Below are 10,936 nucleotides of genomic sequence, written 5' to 3'. Positions count from 1 at the left end.
TCCGTTACCGCGCGTCGCCAACAGTCAGGCAGCCTGATCAAAGCTGCCTGCACCTGCGGTTCTCACCGGATGCTTACGATCAACACTATCAAGGCGCTACTGACAGCCCAGGGCGCCTCCGACATCGGCGACGGCCGGCGGGGCTGGGTGGAGCGGTTGGCCGAGGCGCGGACGGGTGGGGGCGGAACATCGCTTACCTTTATTCGGCGCGGCCGCGATCTTGGGTTTTCCATCGAGTCCATCCGCACCCTGCTCGCATTGGCGGCGCGACCAGATTTGCCTTGTGCCGATGCGGACCAGATGGTTGCCCGCCAACTCGGCGAGGTGGAACGGAAAATCGCCGATCTCGTCCTGCTTCGAGAGGAATTACGCAAGATGACCAATTGCTGCGGCGAGGTCGTCGCTGAATGCCAGATCATTGGATCACTCGCTGCCCCGCATGACTCCTGACGGAAATCCCTAAAAGCCGTCGGCCGAGAAAAACTCAATTGACAATGAGTTGCAGTTGCGGCATAACTGCGTTCGAGAGTTATTCTCAAAAACAGCCGATAGGTGTCCCATGAGCCGTCAACCCACCGCGTTCACCTCCTCTGCGGGTTCTCGTACTATCGTTCGCTCCACCGTCGCCGGAGCTGGTAGCGCTGTCGCGGCGGGAACCGCCAAGGCTGCGGGTTTCCTGACCATGGGCAAGATGGCTGGCGTCGGGGTTGGCGCTTTGGCTGGCGGTCCACTGGGTGCCGCCGTGGCTGTCGGCTTGATGGCGGGCTTAATTTTTGGCTCTGCCGCCGCCCGCCCTCGCCGCAGCTAAATCCGGCGGATACCGCAACGTTCCTTGAAAGAGGCCAAAAGGCTTTGGCTGCGAGCGGCGATTTTGCCGCCCACCGCCTTAGGATCGTTGGCCACCTCCGTGGACAGGCTGATGGCGCTGCGCAATGCCGCATTCGCCACATTGAAAATTCCAGAAAACATATCCTCTACCGGAACTTCCTTGACTGAACTTACGGCGGAGGCGGCCACAGAGGCCTCCTCGACAGGGTTCGGTATGCCGATGGGTTCGTCCACCACGACATACGGGTCAGAGATCATCGTCAAATGGTCATCGGCCATGGAAGCCTCCGACAGCGGGACGTCAGTCTCGGACTCAGGCAGCGGCTCGGCCACCACCGGTGCAACCAGAACCTCCGATTCGAGGGCAATTTCAGCCTCGGTTTCCACTGAAATCATCTGGGTATCTCCCTCAGTACCGGTCATGGAATTGTCATGCACCGCCTCGGGCTCGGCCGGGATTTCAGATACGGCCCCCTGGCTTGGCGCATGCTCCGTGTTCATATCAACAAACGGCTCGGGCCGCTGCTCAATTTCAGCGGCATCACCATCATCATGGACCTGCGCGGGAAGGCGCCATATCTGCGGTGACCACTGGGCGAGAAGGTCACCGACAGGGGCGGTTTCAGGCGGGCCGAGCGCGGCAAGCTTGGGAATATCCTGCGGCTCGTCCGGCTTGTTCTCCGCTTGATTCGAGGACCATGGCGAGGTTTTCAGCAGCGCCGCCCATGCGTTGCCCTGGTTGGGCGCCGCCACGGCCGGAGCGACCGCAGGTTCAGGCGCGGGTGCGGACTCGACAGGCGGCGCCGCTAAGTCAGCGACTTTCCAGCTTGACTTCTTTTCATCAAGCGCCCCCTTGGCGCGGTTCCGTCGGTTACTCGTCATCTACACCTCCTCCGTCACAGCATAATCTGCAATTTCTGGCCATTGCGATCCACCTGCAACAAAATCTGCTGACCATAGGGCGTTCCCACCGCAACAGCCTTTATAATGGGCGTTGCACTTTGATCGTGAGTTTAGAACCCCGGCGATCGATGTATCGGCCATTTCGTCCGACGCTTGGGACTGCTGAAAGGTCTCAATGCGCACCACATGGTAATTGGTGACGATGAAGCCGTCATTGCGCAAAAGGGTCACGACGCTGGAGAACGGCCCTCCGCTCCCCACCGATGTCGATTCCAAACCCGCAGCTTGGGAAACCGGTAGCGCTAGGTTCTCCCCAGATAGGGTCGAGGCATTGACTGCAACGCCTCCATTTTGGCCCAGCGTCGAGCCCATGGCAGATTGAGACCATCTGAGGGGTGCCGGTAAACGAAGGCCCCCAACAGAACCATCAGAGCCAGCCCCCCCATCAGTATCAGGTAACGCCTCAGATCCTTGCAGCGAGAACCGTGGGAACGCGTCTCCCCTTCCTCATCACCATCGGGCATAAGCATCATACAACCTATGGGGCATGCCCCGCACATGGTGTCCTCCAGCGCACTGGCGGCATAATTTGAACAAAGCGATAGCTTAACCAGGCTGCTACGCCTGGAACAAACTCACCGACCAGCCCTGGACCATCATGTCCATCGGGCTGCGCCAATGGGCGCATGGGTTCTGATCAATGGGACTTGGTATCAGGTCCCTCATGGTCACCTCCAATTCACGCCGACACCTTGACCTCTCGATCTTTCTCCAGTGGAGAATGTCAGAACCGAAGGAGTCGGCAAACGGGCAATAGCGGGGCTTGACCCGGCTATCCACGGCTACGCCAGCCGCTCGTAGAGATCGTCCCAGTTCGGATTGTCGGCCAGGATAAGCTTGACCTTCCACGCCCCAGGCCAGTGCTTGAGGTTCTTTTCCCGCTGAATGGCGGTGCGGATGTCCTCGTATCGCTCGACATAAACCAACCGCTTCAGCCCGTACCGCTTGGTAAAGCCGTCGGCGACGCCTTCCTGGTGCTCCCAAGCTCGACGTGCCAAATCGCTGGTCACACCGACGTACAGCGTGCTATTCGGTCGGTTCGTCATGATGTAGACCCAGCCGCCCTGCATGCATCGTATGATGCGGCCGGCGCTAAGTATCTGCACCCAGCGGCGTGGATGGCCGGGTCAAGCCCGGCCATGACGAAACACACTTCGTCCCAACGGCATTTCTTCGGCCGGGCGGTATAACGGAAAAGGGCCCCTTGCGGGACCCTTTCGTTACTTCGCCGGGGTGACCCGCAGGCGTTCCACCACTTTGCCCTCGCCGAAATGCGAGGCGACGATCTCGTCGATGTCGGCGGCTTCCTTCGGCTGGTACCACACGCCCTCGGGGTACACCACCATCAGCGGGCCCAGATTGCAAAAGCCCAGACAGCTGGACTGAGCGACGGACACGCCCTTTTCCCACAGCATGCCTTCCTGGAACTTCTGCATCAGGCGCTCGAACATCGGCTGACCGCCGCCCTTGCTGGTGCAGCAACCGCGCGGATGTCCCGGCGGACGGCTCTGGACGCACATGAAGGCATGGTACTTGTGGGACATCGGTCACCCCTTCTTTGAAATGAGTCTAAGGAAGGAAATACCCCATTTTTCCTGTGGGTACCAGCCTTAACGCGGGAAGAATCAGCCTTGGCGGCCGGCCAATTCGGCGCCGGTAGCCAGATCATAGCGGATCATGGCGTTATCGACGGTCTTGCCGGTCAGTTCCCGCCACTTGGCCATCGCCTCGGCGCGGGTGAAGGGGCCGTGGGTTTCCAGGCTCTTGCCTGGGGCGATCACCTCGAAATCGGTGTCGGCATATTCGCCGCCCACCACATACCACTGGTCGGCATTCTCGTCGCCCTCGGTGCGGATGAAATAGCGCACCATGGCGTTGTCGACGGTCTTGCCGGTCAGCGCGCGCCAGCACACATGGGCGTCCTTCTCGTCGAACGGACCGAAGCGGTCTTCCTTGTGGCCGGCGGCGATGGTGGTGAAGCTGGTGTCGGCATATTCGCCGCCGACAACGAAGTATTTCTTGGGCATGGGCAGGCTTTCCCCACTCGATTGGGTGGCGTGACGGTGCTTGCTTATACCGCAAGCCGCGCCGGGAAGAAACCTCCTTGGCGATGGCCAAGGCGGAAAATCTTGCCCATTGGGTATAAGGCTGTTTCGTGGATTTTCAACAACTTAGTTTCTGGCACGGCCGGTGCATTGGTTTTGGCACGGTTACTTTCTCTCCAAGGAACGAACGCCATGGAACCGGTATCAGCCACCCCCGCCCATCTTCTGCTGCACAAGAAGGAACAGGCGGACAATCACAGCGTCCGCAAGACCGAGGAAGGCGCGGCCTCGGCCTTCGCCTCGTACGGCTTCGGGCCATTGGACGAGCCCGGCAAGGCCAAAGAATCCAAGCCGATCAGCGGCATCGGCCTGGGCCAGAACATGCTGTCGGCCCACTCGCTGTCATGGGTGACGGCGGTGCAGGAAACCGGATCGGGCTCGGCTGGTCAGAAAACGGCCTGATTAATCCTGGACATAGGCGGCACAGCCGGCTTATGTCCAGGCCATGAGCCAACCCATCCACGTCATCGGCGGCGGTCTGGCCGGCTGCGAGGCAGCCTGGCAGATCGCGCGGCGCGATATCCCGGTGGTGCTGCACGAGATGCGGCCCCACCGTACCACCCCCGCCCATCAGACCGACGGCCTGGCCGAGCTGGTCTGTTCGAACTCGCTCCGGTCGGACGATGCCGAATACAACGCCGTCGGCCTGCTGCATGCCGAGCTGCGCCAGGCCGGCTCGCTGATCATGCAAGCCGCCGACGAGTGCAAGGTGCCGGCCGGCGGAGCCCTGGCGGTGGACCGCGAGGGCTTTTCGGTCCGGGTCGGACAAAAGCTGACCGCCCTGCCCCAGGTCACGGTGATCCGCGAGGAAGTGGCGGGCCTGCCGCCGGCGGACTGGGACAGCGTGGTCATCGCCACCGGCCCGTTGACCTCGGAACCGCTGGCCCAGGCCATCGGCGGCCTGACCGGCGAGGAGCAGCTGTCCTTCTTCGACGCCATCGCCCCCATCGTCCACAAGGACAGCATCGATTTTTCCAAGGCGTGGTACCAGTCGCGCTATGACAAGGGCGACGGCACCGACTACATCAATTGCCCGCTGTCGAAAGAGCAATATCACGGCTTCATCGACGCCCTGCTGGAGGGTGCGCGCGTCGCCTTCCACGAATGGGAAAAGGACACGCCCTATTTCGAGGGCTGCCTGCCCATCGAGGTGATGGCCGAGCGCGGCCGCGAGACCCTGGCCTTCGGGCCGATGAAGCCGGTCGGCCTGACCGATCCCAACGGCCCCAAGCCCCACGCCATCATCCAGTTACGCCAGGACAACGCGCTGGGCACGCTGTGGAACATGGTGGGCTTCCAGACCAAGCTGCGCCATGCCGATCAGGTGCGGGTATTCCGCATGATCCCCGGCCTGGAAGGGGCCGAGTTCGCCCGCCTGGGCGGCATGCACCGCAACACCTTCGTCAAGGGTCCGCTGGTGCTGGATGGGTCCTTGCGGCTGAAGGCCAGCCCGCGCATCCGTCTGGCCGGCCAGATCACCGGCTGCGAGGGCTATGTCGAAAGCACCGCCATCGGCCTGCTGGCCGGGCTGTTCGCCGCCGCCGAGCGGCTGGAGCGCGACATCCCCGCGCCGCCGGTCACCACCGCCCTGGGCGCCATCCTGGCCCATGTCACCGGTGGTGGCATGGTCGAGACCTATCAGCCGATGAACGTCAATTTCGGCCTGTTCCCGCCGGCCCCGGAACGCGACGAACGGGGTAAGCGCGTCAAGGGCCGCGACCGCAAGCGGCTTTACACCGTGCGGGCGGCCGCCGATTACGCCCCTTGGCTTAGCTCGATCAGCTCGATCTTGTAGCCGTCGGGGTCTTCCAGAAAGGCGATCACCGTCTTGCCGTGCTTCATCGGACCGGGCGGACGGGTGATCTTGGCGCCCGCCGCCGCCAGACCATCGCAGGTGCCATAGATATCGGGCACCCCCAGGGCGATATGGCCGAAGCCGGTCCCCAAATCGTAGGACGCCGTGTCCCAATTGTGGGTCAGCTCGATCACGCTGTTGGCCTGCTCGTCGCCATAGCCGACGAAGGCCAGGGTGAAGCGGCCATCGGGGTAATCCTGGCGCCGCAGTACTTTCATGCCCAGCAATCGGGTATAGAAATCGATCGAGCGGTCCAGATCGCCGACCCGGATCATGGTGTGCAGCATGCGAAAGCTCATGTCCGCTTCCTTTCGGCAATGAAATCCAGAACGGCCGCCGCCGCCCGGTCGCTGGGGCTGTCGGTGCCGAACCCCATGCGGGCCATGGCGTCGCGCATCAAATCCTTGCGCCGGTCGCGGTCGGCCGGATCGGACAGCAGGGCATCGACAGCGGTGGCGATCGGCTTGGCCCGGCAATCCTCTTGCAGGAATTCCGGCATCACCGCCTGATCTTGCACCATATTCACCAGGGTCGCCCACTTGATCTTGAAGCCGAAGAAACGCCGGGCGATGAAGGCGGTGGTCGCCGACAGGCGGTAACAGATCACCGTCGGCAGACCGGCCAGCGCCAGCTCCAGCGCCACCGTGCCCGATGCCGCCAGGCCGGCATCGGCGGCGGCCAGGCAATCATACTTCTCGGCCATGCCTTCGACCACGATGGCCGGGAACGGCCAGTCCCGGGCGGCGGCGCGCACCCGCTCGGCCACGGTTTCCACCGTCGGCACCACCAAGGTCAGGTCGGGATGGCGGGCCTTCAGGCGGGTCAGCACCTCGGCGAAGATCGGCAGCAGCACGTTGGTTTCCGACCGGCGCGAGCCGGGCAGTACCGCCAGCACCGGCGCCATGGCCCCGATGCCGTGACGGGCGCGAAAAGCAACACCGTCGCCTTTCTCGGCCCCGCTTTCCACCACCGGATGGCCGACGCAGGCCGCCCGCAAGCCTTCCTTCTCGAAGTAAGGCGGCTCGAACGGCAACAACGTCATCAGGAAATCCAGCACCTTGGCCAGCTTCTTGGCCCGCTTGGGCTTCCACGCCCACACCATCGGCGCGACGTAATGGATGCGCGGAATGTCGGGAAAACGCTGGCGGCAGGCCTTCTGCACCCGGCCGGTAAAGCCCCAGGAATCGATGGTGACGACGGCGTCGGGCCGCAGCCGGCCGATATCGTCAATGGTCTGGTTGACGCGCCGCAGGATGCGGGGAATGCGCGGCAGGACCTCGGTGATGCCCATGACGGTCAGTTCGGCCATGGGGAACAGGCTGGCCAGCCCCAGGCCCTTCATGTTGGCGCCGCCGATGCCGGCGAAACGGACCTGGCCCTGGGTCCGGGCGGTCAGGCCGGCCATCAGCCGGGCGCCTAGCATGTCGCCCGAGGGCTCGCCGGCGATCACATAGATCAGCATGCATCCTCGCGGCCCAGGACGAACAGCCCCAGCCGGTCGGCCTCGGCCCCAATGGCCTCGCGGCCCAGCACCAGGGCGCCGCCGGCCTGGACGACGATGCCGCGCAAGCCGGCCGCCGCCGCCTCACGCAATGTGGCCAGCCCGATGGTCGGCAAATCCAGGCGGCGATCCTGGCCGGGCTTTCGCACCTTGACCAGCACGCCGCCGGGGCCTTCGCGCTTCAGTTCGGCGCAGCGGCGGATCAGGGAATCGGTGCCCTCGACCGCCTCGACCCCCAGCACGATGCCCTGCTGCACCACCACCGCCTGGCCGACATCCAGGGCGCCGATGCCCTTGGCGACTTCCCAGGCGCGAAGGATGTCGGATTGGGCCTGGTCGTCGGGCACCAGCCCGCCATAGGGACCGGCGACGGCCAGGCAATCGGCCAGCACCGAATCGATGCCGACCACCGTGAAACCCTCGCTTTCGATTTCCTTGGCCACCGCCCGCAACAGGCCGTCATCGCCCAAAGCCTTCAGGCCGACGCGGGCGAAGAATTTGGTGGTACGCCAGTCGGGCGCCAGTTCCTTGAGGGTCGGACGGCGGACCGGGCCGATCATCACGATCTCGGCGACGCCGGCTTCCTTCAGCAGCTTGAAGCCGGTGCCGGCCTCGCCCAGCCTGATCCAGTCGGCGGGCGCGTCGCCGATGATCTTGGGGTCGGCATGGCCGGTCAGGCCCAGGACATGGAAAGGCCGGCCGTCGGCACGGCAGGCGGCGATGACGAGTCCGGGGAACTCGCCGCCGCCGGCGATGATGCCGAGCTTACTTGCCATCCTCGAAGCCGGGCGTGCACAGCGAGCGCGAGGAATCCGAACGGATGAACTCGACGATCTCCATGACTCCGGCGTTGCTTTCGAACTGCTCGGCGACGTCGGCGACCCGTTCCTGCAGCGTGCCCTCGGGGGCGAACAGCAGGCGATAGGCGTTGCGCAAGGTGTGGATCTCGTCGCGCGAGAAGCCGCGACGGCGCAGGCCCACGATGTTCAGGCCGTTCAGATGGGCGCGGTTGCCGATCACCATGCCAAACGGGATGACGTCGGCCTCGACGCCCGACATGCCGCCGATCATGGCGTGCTTGCCGATGCGCACGAACTGATGCACCGCCGACAGGCCGCCCAGGAAGGCATGGTTGCCGACCAGCACATGGCCGGCCAGGGTGGCGTTGTTGGCCATGATGACATGATCGCCCAGGATACAGTCATGGGCGACGTGGGCGCTGGCCATGAACAGGCAATTGTCGCCGACGCGGGTGACCATGCCGCCGCCCTCGGTGCCGGGCTGCATGGTGACGTATTCGCGGATCTGGTTGTTCTTGCCGACTTCCAGCGTCGACGGCTCGCCGTGATACTTCAGGTCCTGCGGCTGATGGCCGATCGAGGCGAACGGGAAGATGCGGGTGTCGTCGCCGATGGTGGTGCGGCCTTCGACCACCACATGGGACAGCAATTCGACCCTCTCGCCCAGGACGACGTTGGCGCCGACCACGCAATAGGGGCCGATGATGGCGGTGGCGGCGATCTCGGCCTGGGGATCGACGATGGCGGTGGGGTGGATCGTGGGCATCAGTTATCCAGAATCATCGCGGCATAGGTGGCTTCGGCCATCAAGGTGTCGCCCACCTTGGCCTCGGCGCGGAACTTCCAGACGTTGCCGCGCGAACGTTCCTTGAAGACGTGAATGGCCAACTGGTCGCCCGGGCCGACCGGCTTGCGGAAGCGGGCGCTGTCGACGCTCATGAAATAGACCAGCTTGCCCTCGGCGCTCGGGCCCAGGGTCTCGACCACCAGCACGGCCGCGGTCTGGGCCATCGCCTCGATGATCAAGACGCCCGGCATCACCGGCCGACTGGGGAAATGCCCCTGAAAGAACGGCTCGTTGATGGTGACGTTCTTGATGCCGACGGCGCTGACGTCGGCGAAGACATCGACCACCTTATCGACCATCAGGAAGGGATAACGGTGCGGGATCATCTCCATGATCCGGTTGATGTCGATGACCTTGCCGGTCTCGCCCACGCTCACCATGGTATTCATCCTGCCTCTGCCTCTTAACCCTTGTTCCGAACCATCTTGGACAGCAACGCCGCCTGGCGCAGCCATTCGATCCTGGGCACCGCCGGGGTGCCGCCGACCGTTTCGCCGGCCCCGATGTCGCGGGTGACGCCGGCCTGGGCGGTGATGCGCGCCCCGGTCCCCACCTTGAGATGGCCGGCGAACCCGGCCTGACCGCCGGCGGCGACGAAATCGCCGAACTGGGTCGAACCGGAAATGCCGACCTGGGCGACGACGACGCAGCCCCGTCCCAGTTGAACGTTGTGCCCGATCTGGACCAGGTTATCAATCATGCAGCCGTCACCGATCACCGTGTCGGGACCGGCGCCGCGATCGATGGTGGTGTTGGCGCCCACCTCGACATCGTTGCCGATCACCACCCGGCCCAATTGCGGCACCTTCAGATGGCCTTGCGGCCCCATGGCGAAGCCGAAACCGTCCTGACCGATGCGCACGCCGGGATAAAGCATCACCCGCGCGCCGATCAGGGCGCATTGAAGGGTGGAATTGGCCCCGATCAGGCAATCATCGCCGATCACCACGCCGTCGCCGATCACCACGTTGGGGGCGATGTGGCAGCGAGCACCGATCTCGACACCCGCTCCGATCACCACATTGGCCTCGACCCGGCAGCCCTCGCCCAGTCGGGCGGTCGGGTCGATCACCGCCGAGGCATGGATCCCGGCCTGAAACGCCGGGCGCGGATAGAAGGCCTGCGCCACCTTGGCATAGGTGCGATAGGGGTCCTTCGACAGCAACAGCGCCATGCCGGCCGGAGCGCGGTCGGCCAGGTCGGGATGGACGATGCAGGCGCCGGCCCGACTGGCCTGGAAGGCCGCGATGTATTTGCGGTTATCAAGGAAGCTGATCTGCTGGGCGCCAGCATTTTCCAGCGAGGCGACGTCGGCCAGACGAAGCGATCCGCTGGCCGGATCGGCCAGGGCGGCGCCAGACAGTTCGGCGAGCTGGGCCAGGGTGAACGGCCCGGCGATGGTGAAAAAGCGGGAATCGGCCATGATGGTTACTTCTTCTTGGGCTGCGGCTTGGGAGCGGTGGCCCCCTCCTCGACCGGCGGCGGGAAGGTCACCGAGGGGAAACGGCGGTTCAGCCGCTCGATCACCGTGTGGGTCACTTCCATGCGGGGGTCGTGCAGGAACACCTGCATCTTGTGCAGTACCAGATTGGCGCCCATCTCGCCGGCCACTTCCTCGGTGACCTGGGCCAGGGCCTGCGACAGGTCGCCCATGGCGGCGCGGAACGACTTTTCCACCGCCTGGTTGGACTTCTGGAAACGCTGGTTGAATTCATAGACCTGCTGTTCGAAGGTCCGCGCCTTGGCCTGCCAGGCATCGGCCGGCAGGGCGGCCTTCTGCTTGAGCAGCTCGGCCTCGGCCTCCTTCAGGCTCTTGCGGGCGGCCTCCATCTCGGCCTGATAGGTCTGGACGAACTGGTCGCGCTGCGCCCGCACCGCCTTGGCGGCGGTGGATTGCTGCAAAGCTGCCTGAACATCCACCACGATGACCACCGGAACCGGCACCTTGCTGGCCGTCTGAGCCGACACCCCCAAGGGTATCAACGTCATCGCGGCCAGAATGACGCCGCCAAGGCGGCGTGCAGCCCGGATCGCCAT

Annotated in this window: 15 protein-coding genes; 3 read left to right on the top strand and 12 right to left on the bottom strand. The window is 64.3% G+C overall.

Annotated features, from left to right (window positions below):
- The coding region (locus A6A05_RS05960; protein WP_342670013.1) for a MerR family DNA-binding protein at positions 1 to 450 on the top strand (450 nt) is incomplete at its 5' end.
- Positions 451 to 804: 354 nt separating this feature from the next.
- Here the strand turns inward: A6A05_RS05960 and mamJ are convergent.
- The 5 genes from mamJ to A6A05_RS05930 form a co-directional block, all read right to left on the bottom strand.
- On the bottom strand, positions 805 to 1,710 hold the full coding sequence (mamJ, locus tag A6A05_RS05950; protein ID WP_068498419.1) for a magnetosome protein MamJ: 906 nt from the start codon (positions 1,708 to 1,710) through the stop codon (positions 805 to 807).
- A complete protein-coding gene (locus A6A05_RS20700) occupies positions 1,711 to 2,103 on the bottom strand; it encodes a hypothetical protein (protein ID WP_156520926.1) in 393 nt (130 codons plus the stop codon). It lies immediately after the preceding gene.
- 470 nt (positions 2,104 to 2,573) lie between these two features.
- Positions 2,574 to 2,861, bottom strand: a complete 288-nt coding sequence (locus tag A6A05_RS05940; protein WP_068498425.1) for a GIY-YIG nuclease family protein — start codon at positions 2,859 to 2,861, stop codon at positions 2,574 to 2,576.
- A 150-nt stretch (positions 2,862 to 3,011) separates the two neighbouring features.
- A complete protein-coding gene (locus tag A6A05_RS05935) occupies positions 3,012 to 3,335 on the bottom strand; it encodes a (2Fe-2S) ferredoxin domain-containing protein (protein WP_068498416.1) in 324 nt (107 codons plus the stop codon).
- Between the two features lie 81 nt (positions 3,336 to 3,416).
- Positions 3,417 to 3,818 (bottom strand): DUF4170 domain-containing protein, encoded by a 402-nt coding sequence (locus A6A05_RS05930; RefSeq protein WP_068498414.1) that lies wholly within the window; start codon positions 3,816 to 3,818, stop codon positions 3,417 to 3,419.
- A gap of 210 nt (positions 3,819 to 4,028) precedes the next feature.
- Here A6A05_RS05930 and A6A05_RS05925 point away from each other — a divergent pair, with 210 nt between their 5' ends.
- Together A6A05_RS05925 and trmFO are read left to right on the top strand one after the other, a co-directional pair.
- Entirely contained in the window at positions 4,029 to 4,298 is a 270-nt protein-coding gene (locus A6A05_RS05925) for a hypothetical protein (protein ID WP_068498413.1), read from the top strand.
- 43 nt (positions 4,299 to 4,341) lie between these two features.
- Positions 4,342 to 5,691: a methylenetetrahydrofolate--tRNA-(uracil(54)-C(5))-methyltransferase (FADH(2)-oxidizing) TrmFO gene (trmFO, locus tag A6A05_RS05920; RefSeq protein ID WP_068498411.1), complete on the top strand. Its 1,350-nt coding sequence runs from the start codon at positions 4,342 to 4,344 to the stop codon at positions 5,689 to 5,691.
- Here the strand turns inward: trmFO and gloA are convergent.
- The 7 genes from gloA to A6A05_RS05885 are packed head-to-tail and all read right to left on the bottom strand — an operon-like array spanning position 5,652 to position 10,936.
- Positions 5,652 to 6,050, bottom strand: coding sequence for a lactoylglutathione lyase (gene gloA, locus A6A05_RS05915; RefSeq protein ID WP_068498410.1), 399 nt, complete (start codon positions 6,048 to 6,050; stop codon positions 5,652 to 5,654). The two genes, trmFO and gloA, sit on opposite strands and share 40 nt — an antisense overlap.
- Positions 6,047 to 7,213 carry a lipid-A-disaccharide synthase gene (lpxB, locus tag A6A05_RS05910; RefSeq protein ID WP_068498408.1) on the bottom strand — a complete coding sequence of 389 codons (1,167 nt, stop codon included), beginning with the start codon at positions 7,211 to 7,213 and terminating at the stop codon, positions 6,047 to 6,049. Before lpxB ends, gloA begins: the two co-directional genes overlap by 4 nt.
- A complete protein-coding gene (locus A6A05_RS05905; protein WP_068498407.1) occupies positions 7,207 to 8,028 on the bottom strand; it encodes an LpxI family protein in 822 nt (273 codons plus the stop codon). Before A6A05_RS05905 ends, lpxB begins: the two co-directional genes overlap by 7 nt.
- Positions 8,018 to 8,818, bottom strand: coding sequence for an acyl-ACP--UDP-N-acetylglucosamine O-acyltransferase (gene lpxA / locus A6A05_RS05900; RefSeq protein ID WP_068498405.1), 801 nt, complete (start codon positions 8,816 to 8,818; stop codon positions 8,018 to 8,020). The genes A6A05_RS05905 and lpxA overlap by 11 nt, the downstream gene beginning before the upstream one ends.
- The gene (gene fabZ, locus A6A05_RS05895) at positions 8,818 to 9,288 is read right to left on the bottom strand and encodes a 3-hydroxyacyl-ACP dehydratase FabZ (protein ID WP_068498403.1); all 471 of its coding nucleotides are present in this window, start codon (positions 9,286 to 9,288) and stop codon (positions 8,818 to 8,820) included. The genes lpxA and fabZ overlap by 1 nt, the downstream gene beginning before the upstream one ends.
- Before the next feature lie 14 nt (positions 9,289 to 9,302).
- Entirely contained in the window at positions 9,303 to 10,322 is a 1,020-nt protein-coding gene (gene lpxD / locus A6A05_RS05890; protein WP_068498402.1) for a UDP-3-O-(3-hydroxymyristoyl)glucosamine N-acyltransferase, read from the bottom strand.
- 5 nt (positions 10,323 to 10,327) lie between these two features.
- A complete protein-coding gene (locus A6A05_RS05885; protein ID WP_068498400.1) occupies positions 10,328 to 10,936 on the bottom strand; it encodes an OmpH family outer membrane protein in 609 nt (202 codons plus the stop codon).

Source organism: Magnetospirillum moscoviense, from assembly GCF_001650635.1.
Taxonomy (GTDB): domain Bacteria; phylum Pseudomonadota; class Alphaproteobacteria; order Rhodospirillales; family Magnetospirillaceae; genus Magnetospirillum; species Magnetospirillum moscoviense.
The sequence above is the reverse complement of the archived record's forward strand: the minus strand, read 5'-3'. Positions and strand labels throughout refer to the sequence as shown.

Bases quoted from the DNA above. Each gene is read 5' to 3' on its own strand.
- lpxD (WP_068498402.1), bottom strand. From the start codon at position 10,322: ATGGCCGATTCCCGCTTTTTCACCATCGCCGGGCCGTTCACCCTGGCC.
- A6A05_RS05930 (WP_068498414.1), bottom strand. From the start codon at position 3,818: ATGCCCAAGAAATACTTCGTTGTCGGCGGCGAATATGCCGACACCAGC.
- lpxB (WP_068498408.1), bottom strand. From the start codon at position 7,213: ATGCTGATCTATGTGATCGCCGGCGAGCCCTCGGGCGACATGCTAGGC.
- A6A05_RS20700 (WP_156520926.1), bottom strand. From the start codon at position 2,103: ATGGGCTCGACGCTGGGCCAAAATGGAGGCGTTGCAGTCAATGCCTCG.
- trmFO (WP_068498411.1), top strand. From the start codon at position 4,342: ATGAGCCAACCCATCCACGTCATCGGCGGCGGTCTGGCCGGCTGCGAG.
- A6A05_RS05935 (WP_068498416.1), bottom strand. From the start codon at position 3,335: ATGTCCCACAAGTACCATGCCTTCATGTGCGTCCAGAGCCGTCCGCCG.
- lpxA (WP_068498405.1), bottom strand. From the start codon at position 8,818: ATGCCCACGATCCACCCCACCGCCATCGTCGATCCCCAGGCCGAGATC.
- A6A05_RS05905 (WP_068498407.1), bottom strand. From the start codon at position 8,028: ATGGCAAGTAAGCTCGGCATCATCGCCGGCGGCGGCGAGTTCCCCGGA.
- A6A05_RS05940 (WP_068498425.1), bottom strand. From the start codon at position 2,861: ATGCAGGGCGGCTGGGTCTACATCATGACGAACCGACCGAATAGCACG.
- A6A05_RS05885 (WP_068498400.1), bottom strand. From the start codon at position 10,936: ATGGCGATCCGGGCTGCACGCCGCCTTGGCGGCGTCATTCTGGCCGCG.
- fabZ (WP_068498403.1), bottom strand. From the start codon at position 9,288: ATGAATACCATGGTGAGCGTGGGCGAGACCGGCAAGGTCATCGACATC.
- mamJ (WP_068498419.1), bottom strand. From the start codon at position 1,710: ATGACGAGTAACCGACGGAACCGCGCCAAGGGGGCGCTTGATGAAAAG.
- gloA (WP_068498410.1), bottom strand. From the start codon at position 6,050: ATGAGCTTTCGCATGCTGCACACCATGATCCGGGTCGGCGATCTGGAC.
- A6A05_RS05925 (WP_068498413.1), top strand. From the start codon at position 4,029: ATGGAACCGGTATCAGCCACCCCCGCCCATCTTCTGCTGCACAAGAAG.